We start from the raw sequence: 21,344 nt of genomic DNA, 5'->3' as shown, positions 1-21,344 counted from the left end.
GGCTGCGGCAAGCAGTTGCGTCAGTGGAATTTAGTGACAACGAGCTTGGCGTCGAAGGGGGGAGGTTCCGCCCCCTTTATGCGGTCAGATCTCCTGCATTGATAGCATCGGCATTGGTTTCTTCGATCTGTCACGCTGGGGATCTGCCCGATTGGCTTGATCTGATGAACTGATGCCTCCCAGGCATAGTGTTGAGCCAAAGCCCCGTTGTGGGCTCGTGAATGTCCCAGCGCAGTCCGATTATGATCACACTGTGCCCTTCCAAAGCTCGATGCCATCTCATGTCACGTGGTGTGCAAGTCGGTCGCAATGTCATGACGCGGTGCCAGACGTGACGCAGAGGTTAAGCGCTTCACCTGTTTCAACGAGCGGCATCAGCCAGGGAAATTGCTAGTTGACAAAACATCAAAATGATATGTTAGTTATGGATATAACAGTTGGTGTTTTGGAGGAGATTTCATTCAGATGGTTCGCGATTCCGCAGCTTTTGAAGCGTCAGAACCAACGCTGTCGTCAACCACATCGATGGTCGGTGCACGAAAGTGGGGGTTGGTGATAGACGGTAAGATCACTGGCGCGTTGGAAGGGCAGGAGTTTGAGAACTTCAGTCCCGTCACCGGCGCCATGATATGCCAACTGCCCGATGCGCGTGAGCGCGATGTCGAAGCTGCGGTTGCGAGCGCGGCCAAAGCTCAGGTTGATTGGGGCCGCATGCCCGTCAAGGAGCGCTCTTCCATTGTAAGGAAGCTTGCGACGGTACTCCGGGAGCACCGCAAGGAGCTCGCTGCGCTCGACGCCATTGATGTCGGAAACGTGTATTCCTTTATGCTTGCGGACGTGGATGCCGCAGCCGACACGCTAGAGATGATGGCGAATTTCGGCCTGAGCCTGACTGGACGGACTTACCCGGTCGCGGATACGCACCTTTGCTATTCCCGGTATGAGCCCTACGGTGTGGTCGCACGCATCAACGCGTTCAATCATCCAGTGTTGTTCGCGGGTCAAAAGATCGGCGCGCCTCTGGTCGCGGGCAACGCCCTTATCATGAAGCCTTCTGAGAACGCCGCTCTTTCGGCTTTGCGTATGGGCGAATTGTTTGCAGAACATCTTCCGCCGGGATTGCTCAATGTGATCGTCGGGAAGGGGGCGGAGTGTCCGCAAGCGATTGTCCGACATCCGGCAGTCAAGAGAATTGGCTTCATCGGCAGCTCACAAGTCGGGATGGCCATTCAGCGCGACGCCGCCGCTGTTGCAGTAAAGAATATCACGTTGGAACTTGGCGGCAAGAATGCACTGATCGTTGCTCCTGACGCCGACTTCGAAGCCGCTGCAGTCGGCGTCGTAAAAGGAATGAATTTCGTGGGCTGGCAGAGCCAGTCCTGCATGTCGACGACCCGTGCAATCGTGCCCCGTTCCGAGCAGGAGCGGTTCGCCTCTCTGGTTAAGGCGGAGGTTGAATCTATTGTGATCGGGGATCCATTTGAGCCCACCACCAGGATGGGAACGCTCGCCTCTCAGGCGCAGTTCGAGAAAACACGGATGTACGTGGACATCGCCAAAAGCGAGGGCGCCGAACTCGTGACCGGTGGTGAGCCTCACACGGGCTGCGGGCCTGGCCTCTATCACAAGCCGACCGTTTTCACCAACGTTCGTCCCGAAAGTCGCCTGGCGCGCGAAGAGGTCTTTGGACCAGTTCTATCGATAATAGGTTACGACACCCTCGATGAGGCAGTCCAGATCGCCAACTCCGTCACCTTCGGGCTCACGGGTTCCGTCTGGAGTCGCGATATCGGGACCGCTCATCGGCTCGCGCACGCATTACAGGCCGGTTACGTGTGGATCAACGATTCCTCCTCGCAATTCGAAGGCGTTCCGTTCGGCGGCTACAAAAACTCCGGCATCGGACACGAGGATGGATTGGAGGAGCTGTTTAGCTATGCGCAGCTCAAGGCGCTCAACGTTCGTATCGGAGGATAGATCGTGACTGAAGTTGGTATTTTGCCCAAAGGGCTTGGACCGTTCCGCATAGGCCGCGATACGATGCCTTGGAGCAGCGGGTGCGTATCTGGCGGCTTCGTTTTTCTCTCAGGCATCGTCGGGCACGTCGACGACGATGGCAATCCAGTTCCCGGACTCGAAGAGCAGACGGAACTCGCCTTCGCCCGTCTAATCTCGGAACTCGAAAGGGCTGGAAGCTCGTTCGATAATCTGGTTCGGCTGAACCAATATATCACCAACGCCTCTGAGCGAGAACCTTACGTGGGCCGGCGGGAGGCCTTTCTAAGGAGTAAAGTAGACAAGTACCCGGAACGCCGGGCTTTTGCGTCAACTCTCCTTATCACCACCCTTGCAGACCCCGCTATCCGGTTGGAATTGGAAGCGACTGCGGCAGTCGGGGCAAAGTGAATTGACGCGAGTAAATGCTTGACAGCTACGAAATTCATATTAATATTGTATGTTAATTATCTCGTCGGAAGGGATGAGCATGCGGCGAGACGGTAGGTAGATATTGCACCTTGGCATACGACGAGCGGAGAGGTTGAGACCATGAAGGCTTCTTCGCTTGATGTTTGAAGGGGCGACTTGAGTCCTCTCCCGGCTGGATCGAGCGAGCCCAGATGTCGCCTCTGCAGGCGAAAGATGAAGTTGAGTTAGATAGGCGCCCGACAGTTACTACTACTGTGATCGTCAGTTCGATAAGATTGGAAAGTTAGTACAAATGGCAAGTCCAAACGGTCAAGCTGTAACACCATTGACGCTGCGCGCCCCTAGTGTTATCGATCTGGGAAAGCGCCGCCCGCTTTGGCTTGACCAAGCTTTTGGCGACGATTTTCCTGGCAATGCCCCTCTTAGCGGCAATCATAAAGCTGACGTTGTAATCGTAGGCGGCGGTTATGTCGGCTTGTGGACAGCTTTAGAGCTGAAGCGGCTTCAACCGTCGCTCGACGTAGCGCTTGTGGAGCGCAAGACGTGCGGCTCCGGCGCCTCGGGGCGCAATGCCGGGTTTGCCATGCCATGGTGGCTCAAGATCTTAACGCTGGAAGAGGTCCTTGGTCGGGAGGAGGCGTTAAAGCTTTGCATAGCGAGCGAAGATGCGGTGGCGCAGGTCATAAGTTTCTGTGAAACGCATTGCCCGGAGGCACAACCGCGGAAAGATGGCTGGATGTGGGCTGCGTCCACGCCAGCACATGTAGGACGTTGGGAGGCAACGGTCCGCAAGCTTGAAGAGCTCGGCAAGCAGAGGTTTACACTCTTAGGCGCGAAAGAGATTCAGGAGCGGATCGGGACCAATACCCACCTTTCTGGCGTCTATGATCCGAACGCAGCTACTCTTCACCCCGGTTATCTGGTTCGCGGACTCCGTAGACGGGCAATCGAATTGGGAGTGAGGGTATATGAAAATTCGCCCATGCTCGAGATCAGAGACGCTAACCCGGCTGTGGTCGTCACGAAAAACGGCACGATCTCGGCACCCCAGGTTGTGTTGGCCAACAATGCCTGGTCAGCAAACCACCCCGCAGTCAAGGGAAGAATCGTAGTTATTGCGGCTGACCTGCTTGCTACCAGCCCGATTCCGCAAAGGTTGGCTCAGTTGGGATGGACTAACGGCACCGGCGTTATTAACGCGCGCCAGCGCATCCAGGTTTATCGCACTACCCCGGACGGCCGAATTTACTTCGGTCGCGGCGGGGGAGGACTTGCATTCGGAGGTTGGTTCGGCGACCGCTACGACTCGTCCCCAAAACATTCTCGTGAAACCGCGGAAGCCTTCCAAAAAATATTCCCGATGTTGGCTGACGTAAAGATCTCTCACAATTGGACCGCGCCGATAGACATGACGCCGACGGGGCTTCCCTTCTTCGGCCGCTTTGGGAAGTACAAGAATGTATCCTATGGCGTTGGCTGGAGCGGCTATGGAGTCGCATTGTCCCATATTGGCGGACGCATCCTATCTTCGATGGCCTTGGAGCTAAAGAACGAGTGGTCGGAATGCGGCCTTGTAGACCGGCCGGCTGAGAAATTTCCACCCGAACCTTTCCGCTATCTCGGGGGCAAGCTCGTACAGGCGGCGGTGACGGCTAAAGAGAAATCGGACGATTCACAGAAGAAGCCCACTAAGTTTGTGTCTCTTCTGAGTCGTCTTGCGCCAAAGCATTGACGTTCCGCTCTGGGCAATCGGGACTACCGGACAGAGGATGCAGATGCGAGCATTAAGCGAAACATTGAAGCAGGTCGGTTCGGCTTTGCTTGCGCTACTTATAATCAGTATCGTGACATTTGCCGCGACCAGTATTCGTTCGCCTGAAGCAGTGGCAATGAATGCGCTGGGCCGCGAAGCGAGCACCGACGCAATCAACAATTTCATCATCCAGAACGGGCTTGACCAGCCATTGGTATTCAGGTTCCTGACGTGGCTCTGGCACTTCGTCCGCCTCGACTGGGGAATGTCCGCGGTGAACAACCGGCCGGTGAGCGAGGTTGTCATCCCTTGGATCAGCAACACCCTTGCGCTTTCAGTTGTCGCACTCGCTCTCGCCCTGCCCATATCCGTTTGGCTGGGGCTCTTGATGGCTAAGAAATGGGGTACTGCCACGGACGTGGGTCTTCTCTCCCTGACAGTGATCCTGGCCGGCATCCCAGAATTCGTCGTGGCCATTATATTGATGTTCGTATTTGCTCTGTGCCTAGGCCTGGTGCCGGTCGACAGCACGCTCGCAGACCACGGGACTGTTCTGGAGCGTATCCAAGCCTATGTTTTGCCGACTTTGACCTTGGTCGTTGTGATGGTGCCGCATATGAGTCGTATCGCGCGCGCATCCGCTGCCGAAGCTCTACGCGCGCCTTTTATCAAGGCCGCAATCCTGCGCGGCATGAGTCGCAGCATTGTCTTGTGGGACTATGCGATGCGCAGCGCGGCTGTGCCCTTCGTCAACGCCGTGGGCATCAATGTCGTCTATCTGCTTAGCGGGGTAGTCGTCATCGAGAATGTGTTCGCATTTCCTGGCATTGGGCGGCTGCTCGTCCAGGCTGTGGCTTCCGGCGACACCAACGTGGTGCAGGCGATAGCAGTCGTCATGGGCACGCTTTTCCTCGCCATCAGCTTCGTTTGCGATCTTCTGGTGATCTATTTCAATCCGAAACTGCGCAGGCGGAAGGGTAGTGCATGAGCACGATTATAGTGGGCGGCGCTGTCACGGGTTCCCTGGACGCACCAGCCAAGCCGTCTTCCATTTTCAAACACGCGCTGCTCCACACGGTGCAGGGGCGTGTTGGAATAGCATCGCTCACATTGATCTTCCTGGTTATTCTGCTTGGCCCGCTGTTCGCTCCCTATTCGTACAGCGAACTCGGCGTCGGTGCGCCGCTTGAGCGCGCGTCGTTGGCTCATCTCTTTGGGACTGATCAGTTAGGTCGGGATATCCTGAGCCGGCTCCTCTTCGGCGGCGGGACAGTTGTGCTCGTGCCTTTGGTTGCCGTCACCCTGGCGTTTTGCATTGGAGGCGGTGTCGGCACCTACGGCGCCTACAAAGGGGGCAAAACAGATCTGCTCATAACTCGCACATTTGATCTGTTTCTCGCTGTTCCGCCCCTGCTGCTAGCACTTGTTATAATTAGTGCCCTGGGAACTTCGCCAATGGTCCTCGTGGCTGTGGTGACGATTGTCTATATCCCTCGCATTGGCCGAGTGATACGCGGAGCCACACAGGGCATCATTACGAACGACTACGTTGCGGCGGCCGAGGCGCGCGGCGAATCTACTCTCGCGATTCTACTTCGTGAGGTCTTCCCAAATGTTATGGGTCTTGCCTCAGCAGAGTACGCTCTCAGACTTACCTATTCAATTCTGTTCGTGGCTACCCTGAGTTTTCTGGGCCTCGGCGCTCAACCGCCGAGCTCTGATTGGGGATTGATGGTCGCCGAATCCAGAGGGTTCATCTCCATCAATCCATGGGCAACCTTGGCCCCCAGTTTGGCTATCGCCATCCTCTCGGTCGGGTTCAACCTTGTCGCGGATGCACTGGCGAGCGTCGTCGGAGCCTCCGAAAACGGAAGAGTAGTGATTTGACAGCGGTCCTTGACGTCCGAAATTTGTCTGTTGCCTACCGGCAATCGTCGGGGACACTGAACCACGTCGTCGAGAAGGTCGACCTGAAGCTATTTGCGGGTCAAGTTCTTGGTCTCGCTGGAGAATCAGGTTCGGGCAAATCAACCACTGCACTCGCTGCTATAGGTTATAAAAGCAGCAACGTGGCAATCACGTCTGGAGAGGCACTCCTGGGCGATCGCGACCTTCTCGTGCTGCCTCGAGAGGATCTGCGCGGTATCTGGGGCAAGGAGATCGCTTACGTCTCCCAAGACTCATATGGCGCCCTCAGCCCGGCTACAACCATCGGTCACCAATTCATTCAAACGATCCGGCGGCACTTCGCGATCTCCCAGGCCGACGCTGTCGCTCGATGCATTGAGTTGTTGAGATCTGTTGCTATCCCAGATCCCGAGAGCGCTGTTGGTCGCTATTCTTATGAATTCAGCGGCGGACAACTCCAGCGCATCTGCATTGCGATGGCCATGGCCTGCAAACCACGCCTGCTGCTCCTTGATGAGCCAACGTCGGGTCTGGATGTTACGACCCAGGCTCGGATTTCGGCGCTCATCCGAGAGTTGGTCTCGGAGAATAACGTCGCCACTCTCTACGTCAGCCATGATTTAGCTTTGCTGCGCGAATGCTCTGACGAGTTGGCGGTAATGTACAACGGGCGTGTGGTTGAATATGGTCCGACTGCAGCGATCGTTGACCGTCCGCAACACCCATATACGAGCGCTTTGATCCGAGCAGTTCCAAGCGTTCGCATACCCGCAAAGATCGAAGGGATCTCAGGTCAGACACCCCCCAGCGTTGTACTGGGTCGGTGCTCATTCTCTGATCGCTGCGCCTACAAACGCGAGGCTTGCGAACAGACAGACATTCCCGATCTTTTGCGCAATGACGGCGGCGTTGTTAAATGCCTGTTCCCGCTGAAAGGCCAGCAGGCTAGGGCGCGGATCGATACTGGACGCGCAACAGGCCTGAGCGCACTTGCACCGGTCCTGAAGGTGAGTAACATTTCGTGCCATTATCTCTTCAAAAAAGAACCAGCAGTAAACAACGTCTCGCTTACGCTACGGCCAAAGGAAATCATTGGCATCGTTGGAGAGAGCGGGAGCGGAAAATCGACACTGCTGCGGGCAATCGCAGGTCTTCAACCTTTTTCCGGCTCGATCGAGTTTGATGGAGAGGTTCTTGCGGCCTCCGCCCGCAAGCGTTCGAAGATTGCCAAGTTCGGCATTCAGGTCATCTTTCAGAATCCTGATACTTCGTTGAACCCAAGGCACACCATTTTTGACTTAATCCGGCGTCCGCTGGTCCTCGCCCGAGAAGGCAAGATCAGCCGATCTGACCAGCATGACATCGTGGTGGAGACAATGCGATCGGTCTCCCTCCCAACTAGCATCCTGGATCGATACCCCTCGGAGCTTTCCGGTGGGCAGAAGCAACGTGTTGCAATCGCTAGGGCCTTCGCACCGAAGCCCAAGGTCGTCTTGTGCGATGAAATCACGTCTGCCCTGGACGTATCGGTTCAGGCCCACGTCTTGCAGCTTCTGAGAGATCTCTCGGACAAAAGCGGCACCGCCATTGTTTTTGTCAGTCACAACTTGGCTGTTATCAGATCTCTCGCTGACAAGTGCATGGTGATGCATTTGGGAAAAGATGTTGAACAGCAGCCGACAGAACAGCTGTTCAATTCCCCATTGCAGGAATACTCGCGAGAGCTATTGCGGGCTATTCCTGATCTGCAGTGTGGAGATAATGAGAATGCGTTCTCGCCAATGCGTGTATCGGTCAAAGGGGAAATAAATTGACGGGAACATCTGTTGAATATGGGTCGGATTTGGTGATGTCGCTTCTTCTTGAGGCGGGCATCGATACAATTACCTTCAATCCCGGGTTCAGTGTAAAAGGGATCACCGACTCGCTCGCCCATTTCGGGTCCGAATTCAGGGCAATCATGTGTCCCCAGGAGGGCGTCGCGGTTGCTGCCGCACACGCTTATGCGAAAGCGACGGGCAAGCCGATGGCCGTCATTCTGCATAACATCGTCGGTCTACAGAACGGGACCATGGCCATCTTCGACGCCTGGTGCGACCGAGTGCCGATGATCGTGCTTGGTGGTACCGGCCCGCTCTCGAAGGAGGAACGTAGACCATGGATCGACTGGATCCATTCAGCGCATGATCAGGGTGCGCAAATCAGAGAATACACAAAATGGGATGATCAGCCCCTCGACGTTGAGTCGGTGCCGGAGAGCTTTTGGCGGGCGTGGCAGACCTCGGTAGCCGTCCCGCAAGGTCCGGTCTACGTGTGCTTCGACACTTCCGTTCAGGACGCCCCAATCGGAAGTTCGGCGTCTACCCACTGGCGCAAGCTAAACAACGCACCGACGTCGCCGGCCCTCAGTCGGGAGCATGCGCAATCTGTTGCGAGCCGTCTTGCAAGCGCTACGCTACCTGTAATCGTTACCGATTTCGCTGGCGAGACACTTGAAGGTTTCAACTCGATTCGTGAGCTTTCTGAGTTACTGGAGTGTCCGGTAGTCGACTGCGGAGCGAGGTTCAACTTCCCGACCAATCACCGGCTCAATTTCAGCTATCTGGAAGAAAAAGTAGTGCCGCAAGCTGATCTGATCTTGGCGATCGACGTCGAAGATCGCGACGGCCGCGTTCTCCCCCATATCCGTCCCGAGACGGAAGTGATCTGGATAAGCCCGGCGCACTTACGCATCCGTTCTTGGTCGCAGGACTACCTAAAGCTCCCGCGCGCCAGCGAGCAGGTCACCTCCGCGGCTGCGCCTGCCTTGAAGGCCATCCTCCAAGAGATCGTTCACTTTCCTGATGTCGCCGAGCAATCCGGGCGCCGGCGCGCGCAGATCGAGGGCGTAGTCGATCAGGCGAGGGCGCAATGGCGCCAGGATGTGTCTACACAGACGGGCATCTCACTGTCGACTCTGGCCGCAACTATGAAAACGGTCCTCTCTGAACTCGATTGGACCCTGGTTACTGGGTCAATGTACGGGTGGGACAAAAAGCTGATCGACATGACCAAGCACCGCGCGCATCTGGGCGGCGAGGGCGGAGGGGGCTGTGGCTATATGCCAGGAGCCGCGATAGGCGGCGCTATTGGACTTAGCGACGGCAGTGTCCCAGTTGCAGTTATCTCCGACGGTGACCTTCTTTTCTGCCCGTCGGCTTTATGGACAATCGCAAATCAAAATCTTCCCATGCTGATTATCATGGACAACAACCGAGCTTACAAAAATACGCTGGCCCACGGACAGCGCGTTGCGACCCGACGAGGCCGCGCTGAAGCAAATGCGTTGCTGGGCAATGTTTTCACCGATCCGAAAATCGATTTCGCTGCTATGGCGCGATCATACGGGTTGGAGGCGTTCGGCCCGATAGAACGGCTGGAGGATCTAGAGAGCACTTTGAGAAAAGCAATGGATATCGTTCGTAGCGGACGCCCCGCTCTTGTCGATGTTGTGACAGAGCTTGTCATCTGACGCTTGTGGCCCCCGCGCGGCCAACGCGTTTCCCGACAGAATATGTACGATTTTAGGTGCTATTTTAGATGACAGAGATATGTTAATCTGGTAGATTAATATTGGCGGCGTTTCGGCCGTCCTAAAACAGGGGAACTGGTCATGAAGAAGCAGCAGGAAGCTGTCGGCTGGAACATCAGTCGACGCCACGCTATGATGCTTGCGCTAGGTGCTCTAGCGCCTTTGAGCATCGTAGATTCACTAATCTCTCAGGCGCACGCTGCCGGCAAAACAGAGATCAAACTCGCCATTGGCGATGCCCAGGTCAAAGAAACGCTTGATCCAGCGCTGTCTGAAATAACCAATTCACATGTCGTCGTCGGCGTGGTTTACGATCATCTGGTTCGTTATGATGCGACATATAAGCTAACGCCACATCTTGCGGAGCGCTGGGAGCCCAACAGCGACGCGACCGAATGGACATTCTATCTTCGAAAGGACGTCAAGTGGCATGACGGCCGCCCGTTCACCGCTGCGGATGTCGAGTATACGATCCGCCGCCTGATTGATAAAAATGTCGGCTCAGATCTTTTTGCGCGGCTTGCGCCCTCGATTGATCCCAAGCGTATCGTGGTGAAAAACGATCACGAGATCTCGATCGGCCTGTTGCGACCCGACGCGTTCCTTCCGCTTACTTTCGGCACGAGGCAGTCAGCGATCGTTCCGACCGGCTTCGAAACGCGGACAACGGACCTGAGCAAAGCCATCGGATGCGGTCCATTTAAGCTTGTCAGTTATTCGCCTGGCAAGGGCTGGGAAGCTGTAAGGAATGACGAGTATTATGGTGGAGCGTCGAAGATTGAGCGTATTCGCGTTTCTGTAATCCCGGAGCAGGCGACTAAGTTGCAGGCAGTGGTTGCCGGCGATTTCGACGCGTGTGATGCGATACAACCTTCGCTCGCTCGGACGATTGAGGGCAACAGCAAGGTAAAGCTGGCACGGCTCACCGCTGATCGAATGATGTGCATTGCCATGGATTCGACTCAGAAGCCGTTCAATGATCCGCGTGTTCAAATGGCAATCAAGCGCGCTATAGACCGCAAGAAGCTACTAGACCTTTCCTATCTAGGCTATGGCGAAGTCAGCAACGACATTCCCGTGCCTCCAACGGATCCCTTATATCCTTCAGACGTAGATCACTCGCAGGATATTGAACTGTCGAAAAGGCTGCTCGCGGAAGCCGGATATCCCAACGGTATCGATATCGAATTGGGAACGTCGGAATCGTTCGGAGGAATGGTTGATCTTGCCGTTGCCTTTGCGGGCATCGTTGCCCCGGCTGGAATTAGAGTAACCGTCAAGCAGCACCCGCCTTCGACTTATTGGGATCAAGTCTGGCTGCATGGGGCGATGTATGTGACCTACTGGACAACCCGCCACGCAGCAGACCGGCTTCCGATCACCTACGGCGAGGACTCCCATGTGAACGAATCTCGGTTCAAAAGCCCCAAGTTGCATGATCTGGTTGCCGGGGCCCTGGCTACGCTGGATGAAGCGAAGCAAAAAAGCCTTTTTCAGGAGGCTTTGCGCCTCGTCGCCGAAGAATCCGGACTGATCGTGCCGTTCTTTATCGACAAGCTGTGGGTGGCTCAGTCGGCATTCGACCTTCGTGTGTCGCTGGAAACCCAGGTTGATCTGGCAAACTCGAGCTTTAGTTAGTCATTGCTTTTTAGGTATGTAGATAGGTTTTAACGTGCAAAAAACTATAATGCTTGAGTCCGTCATCAAGTCCGGCCCGTCGAAAGACGGGCCGGAGTGGGGGTCGGATGTCGTCGCTGCAATGCTGCACCGAATGGACATCGAATACGTTGCTGTAATGCCCGGTGCATCCTTCCGGGGAATGCAAGACTCGTTCGTCAACCACATAGGGAATAAGGATCCAGGTCTTCTTCTGTGCATTCATGAGAATTCCGCCGTGGGCATCGCCCGCGGTTACGCCAGGGCCTCCGGCAAGCCCATGGGGGTCATCTTGCATAATGTCGTCGGTCTCTTGGCCGGCTCCATGGGAATTTTCGACAGTTGGATCGACCGGAGCCCTATGCTCATCATCGGCAGCACGGGACCCGTAGACGCCGCGAAGCGACGGCCGCTGATTGACGGCATGCATACGGCAAACGTTCAGGGCAATCTGGTCCGCGACTTCACGAAATGGGATGATCAGCCCGCCTCGTTCGCAGCTCTTACAGAAGCTCTTCTCAGGGCAAATCGCATTGCGCGGCAGGAACCGCCAGGCCCTGTCTATGTCTGTGTTTCCACTGATATTCAGGAGGCACCGGTCCCAAGTGATTTTGTTCTGCCGGATCAGACCCGTTTCGCGCCCGCTGCATCGCCGTTTCCACCTCCTGAACTGGTTGAACAAGCAGCCTCTTGGCTCTGCAAGAGTCGATTTCCCGTCGCTATTGCCGACCGGTCCGGACGAGACGAGACTTCGAGCAAGGCGTTGGTGGATCTTGCGGAGATGCTCGCCATGCCTGTCCTTGACCAGGGCTGGGCATGGAGGAGCTTTCCTAGTCCGCACGACCTTGATTTCACCGGAGACGAGAAGGCGATTTTGTCGAAGGCGGACGTCGTTCTTGCGCTCGATTGTACGGATTTGGCCGGCGAAACGGCCGACCTGCCCGCAGGTGTTAAGATCATCAACATCTCGAGCGATGAGCTGCTACATCGCGGCTTTACCGCCGAATATCAAGCCCTGCCAGCTGTAGACCTACCTATCCTCGCTTCTCCGGCAACGGCCCTCCCAGAGCTCCTGCGATGCTGTAAAGCCAAAATTGAAGCCGATACGTCGTCGGGAGCTCGGGTAGAGGGCCGGCGTACTCAACTAAGGGCGTTCAAGGCCGAGCTATCTGCACGACAAGCGGCGCTAATAGCCTCGAACCGTGCAGGGCAACGGCTGACCGAGACATCACTTTGGACGGGCTTGGCGGAACAGCTGGCGAATGAACCGTACTGTATCACTGTCGGCAATTCGCGTCGCCAAGCGCCTGGTGTGATGAAACTCGGGACGGGTTTGAGCCTCGACCTGTCCGGAGAAGCTGGCGGCGCCGTCGGCATGATGGTTCCCGTAGCGATCGGCAGTGCGATCGTTGTCAGCAAAAATGGCCAGCTCCCCGTCGCAGTCATAGGTGACGGAGAATTTCTTGCAGGCTCCTCGGCGATTTGGACGGCCGCCAAATACCGCATTCCAAGCCTGATTGTGGTCAACAACAACAGAAGTTTCCTCAGCGATGAGCATCATCAAGTCCGAATGGCGGAACTTCGTAATCGTCCCACGGAGAACGCCGGCGTGGCAATGAGCCTGGTGGACCCGTCATGCGAGATTGTTTCTGTTGCGAAAGGCTTCGGAGCAATAGGTATTGGACCCATTACTAGCTACGACGAGTATCTGGCAGCGCTGAGTGAGGCGATCCCAATGGTTCGCGATGGTAAATGCGTCGTGGTGGAGTGCCTTACTGAGTATCGCAAGCTCAATGTCTTCAAAGAGCGGGATTCCGGGCGAACCTGACAGGCGGGTCCTATTTGCAATCAGGGCACCCCGCAGACCGAGAGATAGGAAAGCGGGTCGCCAAAAATTCTGCTTGACCAAAATAGCTACAATATGTATGTATCTAATTAGATCAATCAAGTAGGAGTGCATTCGATGAATCCTGGTCTCCATGCCATCGACGCCGCAAAGGCTCAGTCTTCAAGGAGCATGCGAACGGGTGAGGAGTATCTAAACTCGCTTCGGGACGGTCGCGCCGTCTTCGTTGATGGCGAACGTGTTCGTGACGTCACGACGCATCCTGCTTTCGCGGAAGGGGCAAGGTCGGCTGCTCGGCTATTCGACATCGCCTCTGACCCTGCGATGGAGGAGCGGATGACTTTCGTGTCGCCGACCTCTGGCAACCGCGTGTTGCGCGCTTATCAAATTCCTAAGAGCCACGCGGATCTTAAGGCACGGCGATTGGCGTCTGAAACGTGGTCTGAGGCCTCGTTTGGGATGATCGGCAGGTCACCCGACCACGTATCTGGTTTCTTCTGCGGCTATGCGGCACTTCCGGAAGTTTTCGCAGCCGGCGGCAAGGAATACGGCGAGCGCGTGGTTTCTTTCTACGAAAAGCTGCGCGAAAATCACCTTTGGGCGACCTACGCCATTGTGCCGCCGCAGATCGACCGGTCTAAGCCGGCGCACAAACAAAGTGATCCCACTCTCTACGCAGGTGTCGTGAAGGAGAAGGATGGCGGGATCGTGATTTCCGGCGCCCAGCAATTGGCTACTGCCGGGGTTTATTCTGACTACCTTTACCTAAGCTGCATTCACCCACTTCAGGCGGGTGACGAGAACTACGCCATTGGCGTCGCCATACCCATGAACGCTCCAGGTCTGAAGCTCTATCCTCGGCGTCCCTTCGCTCTGCAAGCTACCAATACCTTCGACTATCCGCTTACGAGCCGGTTCGATGAATCTGATTGTTTTGTGGTGTTGGACAACGTGTTCGTGCCGTGGGAAGAAGTGTTCATCTATCGCAACATTGAGGTGTGTCGCGACCAGTGGTGGAAGACACCCTCGCATCTTTATGGCAACCTTCAGGCGCAGGCTCGCTACGCGACCAAGCTCCGCTTTATGGTCGGCTTGCTGCAGCGAATGAACGAAACTACCGGTAACTCAGGGCTTCCGCCTGTGATGGTACAGATGGGAGAACTGACAGCCCTGGTGTCGATCGTGGAGAAGATGCTGGAAGCGCAGGAGACCACAGCGACCTATGATGAGCGCGGTTTCATGTGGCCTGATCCAGCGGCGCTTTATTCGGTGATGGCGCTTCAATCTGAGATCAACCCCCGCATGATAGAGGTGGTGAAAGAGCTGACCGGTGCAGCGATGATCACCATGCCTTCCTCGGTGAAAGATCTCGACAGCCCGGAGACTGCCTCCGATATTGAGCGCTACATGGCGTCCGGAATAACGTCTGCTCGCGATCGCATTCGGCTAATGCGGCTGGCGTGGGACTTCGTCGGCTCTGAGTTTGGTAACCGGCATCAACAGTACGAGAAGTTCTACGGCGGCGCGTCGTTCATTGTTAAGCAGAATATGCTGCGAAGCTACGACATGCGCCGCGCAACTAACTTGGTGGACAAAGCTCTTGCCCTCGATTAGTTCACTCCAGGCCTCAGGGCCTTCGCACAAACGAAGCGGCCAGCCCGTCACGTTAGAGGACGGCCGGGAACTTCGGAATGCTTTCGCGACGTTCGCGACGGGTGTTGCGATCGTTACCACCTGCGTCGGCGACGAGATGATCGGTGCGACTGTTAGTTCGTTCAACTCGGTTTCGCTTGTCCCTCCGCTTGTGTCGTTCAGCATTGCGCGGACGGCTCGGGCATTGGAAGCCTGGAACGCGACTGACCGGTTCGGCGTAAGCATCTTGGCGCGGGCGCAGTCCGAGCTTTCTAGCCGGTTTGCCAGGAGCATGGCGGATAAATGGAGCGGAGTCGAAATCCGTGAGGCTAATGTGATCAACGTTCCCCTGATCGGGGGAGCGCTGATGTGGTTTGAATGCGAAGTCTACGCGCGCTACGATGGAGGGGACCATATTATCCTTCTCGGGCGTGTTCTTGCCGCAACTCGCAACTCCGAAGCCGGGACCGATCCCCTCCTTTTCCACGGCGGTACTTATCGGCATCTCGCGCCCCCAGTGGGTTCGGAAACAATTCCAGACAACGCGATGTGGCCGCACGGATGGTAGGTACGCGACACGCTGCCCACCATAGCCGCCAACGCGGTGTCTGCTGTGCCCCGCCAACGGGACTGCCACATCATTGTCTTTCAATGCGGCTTGGGGAGTCGACGCGTCGCCGTTGCAGGTTGACCCTGCCAAATAGGGCATCTGAACCACTGCACATGCATCATTTGTCTGATAGGGGCTCGCCATGAATGTTGCCTACCGAGATCTTCGCGAATTCATTGGGTTGGTGGACGACATAGGCGATCTCCGGCGCGTTTCAGGCGCATCCCTTATGCATGAGATAGGCGCTATCACCGAAGTCGCTGCCGGCGACGCAAGCTGTCCAGCCCTTTTGTTCAACGACATTCCCGGCCAGGCGACTGGCAACCGCGTTTTCACCAACGCAACGGTCAGTGCGCGGAGAGCAGCGCTGGCCCTTGGCATAGATTACAACCTGCCAGCACTGGAAGCACTGAAGCTTTGGAAAACTCGACGCACGAGCTTGAAGCCGATCGCGCCTGTAGAGACTAAAGACATCCCAGTTCTGGAAAACGAAGCGCGTGGCCAGGATGTTGACCTCTCTCGTTTCCCAAGCCCAGTCTGGCACAAGCTGGACGGGGGCCCCTATATCGGGTCTGGCAGCGTCGTCCTGACGCAAGACCCCGATACTGGCTGGGTCAACTGCTCGATCTACCGCGTCCAAGTCCACAGTCGAAATCGCGTCACTATTCAATTCGATCACAACGGACGTCATGGTGCGATCATTTCGAAGAAATATTGGGATCGCGGCCAGGCCTGCCCCGTGGCCGTCGTCAATGGCCAGGACCCATCACTGTTTATCGCTGGCTTTGAGTATCTCCCGGAGGGAGCATCGGAACTTGACTTTGCGGGCGCCATCCGCGGAGCGCCGGTAGAGGTGTTCAAGGGGCCGCTTACTGGCCTTCCGATCCCCGCACGGGCGGAGATAGTCCTTGAAGGGCGATTACTGCCGATGGCTGTTGAAAGCCTTCCAGAAGGGCCGTTCGGGGAGTTCACCGGCTACTACGCGGCCGATTCTCGACCAGGCCCGGTGATGGAGGTGGACGCCACTTACTTTCGCAACGATCCAATACTTTTCGGCTCTCCGCCTTTGAAGCCACCACGCTTCCATTTCGGATTGTCGTTCCGTGCTGCCAGCATCTGGAGCAACCTGGAAGCAGCTGGTGTCACCGACGTAGTAGGAGCTTGGCAGCACGTTTCGCAACTGATGACAGTCGTCGCAATCCGGCAGCGCTACGCCGGTCATGCTAAGCGCGCAGCGCTCATTGCGGCCGCGCATAGCTATATGGGGCGTCTAGTGGTCGTGGTCGATGAAGATATCGATCCCACAAGTCTCAATGACGTAATGTGGGCCATAACCACGAGAGCCGAACCGTCTGAGGATGTGGACATTATCCGGAACGCTTGGAGCTCTTCGCTCGATCCTCGCATCCCCCCAGCGCATCGGGATATTGGTTTGACCTCACATTCGAAAATGATCATCGATGCCTGCATTCCGTTTCAGCAGCTGGGCACCTACGCGCCCACCACAGCGCTTGGCATCCAAGAGGCCCAAGGAATCCGGCAGAAGTGGCCGCAGGTATTCAAGTAGAAGGGCGGCCTCCAATCTCATGCGAATGCCGGCGCCGATAACCGGAGTGAGGTCTGGGTATAATTTATTCGCACAGACCCTGAGCCGACGTGCCCTTTCCGTAGCGGTAGTTGCGGATTGGTCATCGTGCTGGTGATCGGCGCTGTTGGAGGCTCACTGCCAACTTCGCGAACTGTTCACATTCCTCGTCATTTTCCTCGGTCGCGCCTGCACGGCTCCAGCTGACCAGCAAAGCAGTCGACCGTGGCATCGGCAAATTGCACAGTACGCCAGCTTCTGAACTCGGAGGATTTGCACTGCCGTTAGGGTGCCTACATCCTACATCCATCTTGGCGCCTTCGCTCTCACCGGAGGCACCGGATCCCGGTCGGCGTCGCCTTGAACAGTGCGGCTCTCTGGCGTCCCCTGGCGAGACCGAGTGAGCAAATAGGGCCGAGTCGCTGCGGACAACAATGTCAGTTTGTATCCGAAACTTATCCAGGTCGACTGGCGACGGACATTCAACCAAGGACGCTGACATGTCGTCGCGATTTGGACCCATTGTCGAGCACCATCAAATCACCGTGGAAGTGAACGTGCGTTGATTTGTCGGCGTTCGTAGGAAGACCCGCATCCATATTGCGGGTCGCCCCCGAACCCATCAGAAAGCAATGTTGACATTCTTGAGCTGAGTGCATGCAAGAAGTTCCTCGATGGATTCCTCCCGTCCGAGGCCGGACTGCTTGTAACCACCGAATGGCGCGCCAAGGAAATGCGTGCTCGAGCCGTTGACCCAAATATACCCAGCCTCGACCCTTGCGGCCGCACGGTGGGCGGTACTCAGGTTTTCGGTCCAGATCGAGGCGGTCAACCCCAGCTCTGATTCGTTTACAGCCTGGAACAGGCTCTCTTCGTCAGACCAGCGAATGATGGACATTACCGGACCAAAAATCTCTTCGCGCGCAATTCGCATGGACGGCGAGACATCTTTGAAAATTGTCGGAAGGTAGAAGAAGCCTCCAGAAAGCCGGGGATCCTCTGGCCTCTTACCACCGAAGATCAGCGTCGCTCCGTCCTCCTTGCCGTACTCAACGTAACGCTCTGTCTTTGCCAATTGCTCTGCACTGACGAGGCATCCCATGTCCGTGTCCGGGTCGGATGGAATGCCGGCCGTGAGTTTCGACACGGATGCCACGATGTGCCCAATGACCTCGTCGTAAATACTCTCATGCAGGAAAACACGAGACGTCGAACCGCAGGACTGGCCACACCATGTAAAATTCATGCCCTGGACCGCGCCAGCTGCGACCTTCGCGGGGTCTGCATCGGGAAAGGCTATCAAAGCATTTTTGCCCCCTAGTTCGAGACTGAGTTTCTTTAACGTCCCGGCCGCGGAGCGAGCGATGGCCTTTCCTGTGGCGACCGACCCGATCAAGCCAACCATGGCGACTTTCGGGTGCTCGACAAGCGCTTGGCCGCATTCGAGTCCTCCCGGCAAAACCGTGAATACCCCGGGTGGAAACAGGTCGCCAACCAGTTCTGCAAACAGCAGCGTGGACAGTGGCGCCTGGGCGGGCGGTTTCATAATAATTGCGTTACCCGAAACGAGCGGGGCGGCTGCGCGTTGGGCGGCAAACAGAAATGGATGGTTATACGCATTGATACGCACGACCACGCCGAGGGGCTCCCTCACCGTGTAGTTGATTGAATCTGCACTGAAGGGGATAGTGGTTCCCTTTGCTTCCGTCGCAAGTCCTGCGAAGAACTCGAAGGTGGCGGCTCCGGATTCGGCGTCCTTAATCATCCGCTTGTATGGGCCACCAGAATCGACAGAATCTGTCAGAGTTATCCGCTCGGCATTGGCTCTGATGATTGCTGCCGCCTTGCGCAAAAGTGCGACCCGATCTTGCAACTTTGTTTGTCGCCACTCTCGGAAGCCTGCCTGTGCGGCGTCTACAGCGGCGTCAACATCCGCCTTACCTGCAATCGCGGTGATGCCAAGACTTGCTCCGGTAGCAGGATCGAAAACCTCTTCGCTCAAACCCGTCAGAGACTCGTGCCATCCGCCACCATAATAAAGCTTGCGGTGCGAGGGGAGGGCAGCCTGGATATTGGATTGCATGAGGGTCCTCGTGGCGAGCGTTCAATCTAGAGGCTATAACTACAAAATGTACGTTTCTTATCAAGCTTTTTTTGGAACGAGAACGGAAGGATCGCAAGGGGGAACACAAATGTCGCGGATATGAGTGTCCTGCGGAAATCCCCAATCCCCTCTTTGATTGAGTTAGCTTTGTGATGTAACTAGTGCTCCTTGGGATTGTACGCTTATCCCCTACGGCTGCGCAGATAGAGGTATATGGATGGCGAAAGTGACAACGACCAAGGAAGTCGCTCAAGGGAGAGTACGAAAACGCAAGTCGCAGCCAGCGCCCTTTTCTCCCCCGTTAACCGTTTCACACCGCGAGCTCTTGTACAAAGGTAGCGACGACCGCTTTCGACAGGTGATTTACCTTTTCGTTGAGGTGCTGGGACGCTTTTCGGTCTGCCGAGATGCGTTTGGTCGCTCGATCGGTCTGACCGGTTCGCAGTTCGCCGTCCTCGCCGGCGTTGCATACCGCCAAGGTGAGCAGGGCGTCACGATAAAGCGTTTAGCTCAATACATTCATCTCGCGCCGACGCACGTAACGACGGAGGTCGGCCGGCTTATCCGTATGGGCCTCCTGCAAAAATTCGCTGCTGACGATGACCGCAGAAGTGTGCTTGTCAGTTTGACTGCGGTTGGCGAGGAGACGGTCGTAACTGTCAACCACTTCGTCCGCCGCGTAAACGACGTCTTGTTTGAAGGTGTGTCCGCAGAGGATCTGGAGCGCGCGGAGGGCGTTTTCAACCGTCTGTCGCGCAACAGCGAGTTCGCCATAGCCGAGCTTAGAGTGGCCGAGCGTGAGAGCGCTGAAGGTGATAGTAGGTGGGGCATGGGCCGGTAAGGGGGATACAGCGCCAGTGCGCCCTCAGCACATTTGAGCCTGCAAGCGTTTCAAAATTCCCAACCAGTCGACCTGATAATTCCAGCATTCGACATTGCCGCATCTAGCCGAATTTGCGTTCACCTCTTGTTGTTGGTGACGCTGACGTCCAGCACCACCATTTACCGCGATCGAACGATGCGCTTGAAGGCACCTGTCGATGCCAGCCATGAGGGCAACCCGAACGCCGTGGCCTGGCGCGTAAGAACCGCTTCCCGCGCCCGCGATATCCCGACATGTCTGAAGGAGCTAGCGAACCTGTTTTTGAATCAAGTCGACGCCGCCAGCGGTCATGCCGTGGGCGAACCATGATGCGACCTGATTGAGATTTGGCCTGACCGCATCGGCTACGAGCAGATGCGCCACTGAATAGGATGCTATTATTTCGATAGCATGCTGCACATCGATAGCGCTGTGCACCTCACCTCGGGAAATCGCTGCTGTGAAGGCAGTCTCCATTTGGCGAAAAGTTTGAAAGACCACCTGTCGAAGCGACGATTTCACTAAAGGGGCTGACACAGCCTCTGCGAACATACACTGCAATATCTGGCCTGATCCACGAGACCAGCTGTTAAATACCTGCGTCAGGCAGGCGGCTATGTCCTCTTCAAAGGAATCTTTAAAAATTGGGGCGGCGCCATGATTTCTCCTCTCGTAGATATCTTTTAGCAAAGCAAACTTGTTTGGCCACCATCGATAGATCGTTGGCTTGCCCGCATGTGCTCGTCGTGCCACCGCCTCAAAGGAAAAGCCTGCGTGACCAGCCTCCAACACCAGGCTTTCAGCCGCCTTTAAAATAGCGTTCATTGTCTCGTCGCTTCTCCTCGGTCCAACTGAATGCCTGCTCATTGCCATCCACACCTTTCCGTCGAAACCGAAGCCGCTCAACGAAATGACAGGTGCCTTGCACAGCGGGCTACGGCACCCTTCCCGCACTTCGATCTTGCGCTAGATAGCTACATCATATACATTTATCGAAAGGTCTGTGGTTGTATAACTAGCGGTGCCTATTAGATGTTTGGCAAAGGTCTCATCCAGGTGCACGACGACTCGACGGGATGCGACTACTTCATCCTGGCCATCGACGGTCAAACTTTTGTAGCTCATCGGTCGAAACCAGATTTTGGCACGAGCTGTAAAAGCGATAAATCGCTAGTTCCAGATCGGCCTCGACGTGCAATTAATTTTTCGATCGCGAGATTCGGCATCACAGCACAGTACCAGGGCTGGGCAAAGAATTTGCAGTGCCGATCGGTGCGTGGAATCGCGAATTTGTTGAAGCAGCTCGTTCGCACTATGTCATCGCGATCGAGGCGTTCTAGATGGTATTCCGCCCGAACCTAGAGCTTTGGCGCTAACGCGCTTGGGTCGC

15 protein-coding genes are annotated in these 21,344 nt (G+C 56.0%); 13 read left to right on the top strand and 2 right to left on the bottom strand.

The annotated features are described in order from the left end of the window. Positions 1-465 precede the first annotated feature (465 nt). The 12 genes from EN824_RS28315 to EN824_RS28260 all read left to right on the top strand — a co-directional run bounded on the left by EN824_RS28315 (position 466) and on the right by EN824_RS28260 (position 16,970). On the top strand, positions 466-1,977 hold the full coding sequence (locus EN824_RS28315; RefSeq protein ID WP_135880844.1) for an aldehyde dehydrogenase family protein: 1,512 nt from the start codon (positions 466-468) through the stop codon (positions 1,975-1,977). Between the two features lie 3 nt (positions 1,978-1,980). Next, the gene (locus tag EN824_RS28310; RefSeq protein WP_135880843.1) at positions 1,981-2,406 is read left to right on the top strand and encodes a RidA family protein; all 426 of its coding nucleotides are present in this window, start codon (positions 1,981-1,983) and stop codon (positions 2,404-2,406) included. Positions 2,407-2,719: 313 nt separating this feature from the next. Continuing rightward, positions 2,720-4,159: an FAD-dependent oxidoreductase gene (locus EN824_RS28305; protein WP_135880842.1), complete on the top strand. Its 1,440-nt coding sequence runs from the start codon at positions 2,720-2,722 to the stop codon at positions 4,157-4,159. Positions 4,160-4,196: 37 nt separating this feature from the next. Further along, positions 4,197-5,168: an ABC transporter permease gene (locus EN824_RS28300; protein ID WP_135880841.1), complete on the top strand. Its 972-nt coding sequence runs from the start codon at positions 4,197-4,199 to the stop codon at positions 5,166-5,168. Further along, a complete protein-coding gene (locus tag EN824_RS28295) occupies positions 5,165-6,067 on the top strand; it encodes an ABC transporter permease (protein WP_135880840.1) in 903 nt (300 codons plus the stop codon). Before EN824_RS28300 ends, EN824_RS28295 begins: the two co-directional genes overlap by 4 nt. Then, positions 6,064-7,902, top strand: a complete 1,839-nt coding sequence (locus EN824_RS28290; protein ID WP_189522236.1) for an ABC transporter ATP-binding protein — start codon at positions 6,064-6,066, stop codon at positions 7,900-7,902. The genes EN824_RS28295 and EN824_RS28290 overlap by 4 nt, the downstream gene beginning before the upstream one ends. Continuing rightward, positions 7,899-9,599 carry a thiamine pyrophosphate-binding protein gene (locus tag EN824_RS28285; protein WP_135932936.1) on the top strand — a complete coding sequence of 567 codons (1,701 nt, stop codon included), beginning with the start codon at positions 7,899-7,901 and terminating at the stop codon, positions 9,597-9,599. Before EN824_RS28290 ends, EN824_RS28285 begins: the two co-directional genes overlap by 4 nt. A gap of 141 nt (positions 9,600-9,740) precedes the next feature. Beyond that, positions 9,741-11,297, top strand: a complete 1,557-nt coding sequence (locus EN824_RS28280; RefSeq protein ID WP_135917425.1) for an ABC transporter substrate-binding protein — start codon at positions 9,741-9,743, stop codon at positions 11,295-11,297. Positions 11,298-11,346: 49 nt separating this feature from the next. After that, entirely contained in the window at positions 11,347-13,143 is a 1,797-nt protein-coding gene (locus tag EN824_RS28275; protein WP_135932935.1) for a thiamine pyrophosphate-binding protein, read from the top strand. A gap of 135 nt (positions 13,144-13,278) precedes the next feature. Continuing rightward, the gene (locus tag EN824_RS28270) at positions 13,279-14,775 is read left to right on the top strand and encodes a 4-hydroxyphenylacetate 3-hydroxylase N-terminal domain-containing protein (protein ID WP_135906878.1); all 1,497 of its coding nucleotides are present in this window, start codon (positions 13,279-13,281) and stop codon (positions 14,773-14,775) included. Further along, complete coding sequence (locus EN824_RS28265; RefSeq protein WP_335930846.1) at positions 14,696-15,361, top strand: flavin reductase family protein; 666 nt, start codon at positions 14,696-14,698, stop codon at positions 15,359-15,361. Before EN824_RS28270 ends, EN824_RS28265 begins: the two co-directional genes overlap by 80 nt. Positions 15,362-15,545: 184 nt before the next feature. Then, entirely contained in the window at positions 15,546-16,970 is a 1,425-nt protein-coding gene (locus EN824_RS28260; RefSeq protein ID WP_135917429.1) for a UbiD family decarboxylase, read from the top strand. 640 nt (positions 16,971-17,610) lie between these two features. Here EN824_RS28260 and EN824_RS28255 read toward each other — a convergent pair. Then, entirely contained in the window at positions 17,611-19,071 is a 1,461-nt protein-coding gene (locus EN824_RS28255) for an aldehyde dehydrogenase family protein (protein WP_135917431.1), read from the bottom strand. 238 nt (positions 19,072-19,309) lie between these two features. On the opposite strand from EN824_RS28255, the gene EN824_RS28250 reads away from it, so the two are divergent. Next, on the top strand, positions 19,310-19,933 hold the full coding sequence (locus EN824_RS28250; protein ID WP_135917433.1) for a MarR family winged helix-turn-helix transcriptional regulator: 624 nt from the start codon (positions 19,310-19,312) through the stop codon (positions 19,931-19,933). 288 nt (positions 19,934-20,221) lie between these two features. Here EN824_RS28250 and EN824_RS35390 read toward each other — a convergent pair whose 3' ends face one another. Further along, positions 20,222-20,779 (bottom strand): TetR/AcrR family transcriptional regulator, encoded by a 558-nt coding sequence (locus EN824_RS35390; protein WP_245521032.1) that lies wholly within the window; start codon positions 20,777-20,779, stop codon positions 20,222-20,224. Positions 20,780-21,344 lie beyond the last annotated feature (565 nt).

This window comes from Mesorhizobium sp. M8A.F.Ca.ET.181.01.1.1 (assembly GCF_004792025.1).
Classification (GTDB): Bacteria; Pseudomonadota; Alphaproteobacteria; order Rhizobiales; family Rhizobiaceae; genus Mesorhizobium.
The sequence above is the reverse complement of the archived record's forward strand: the minus strand, read 5'-3'. Positions and strand labels throughout refer to the sequence as shown.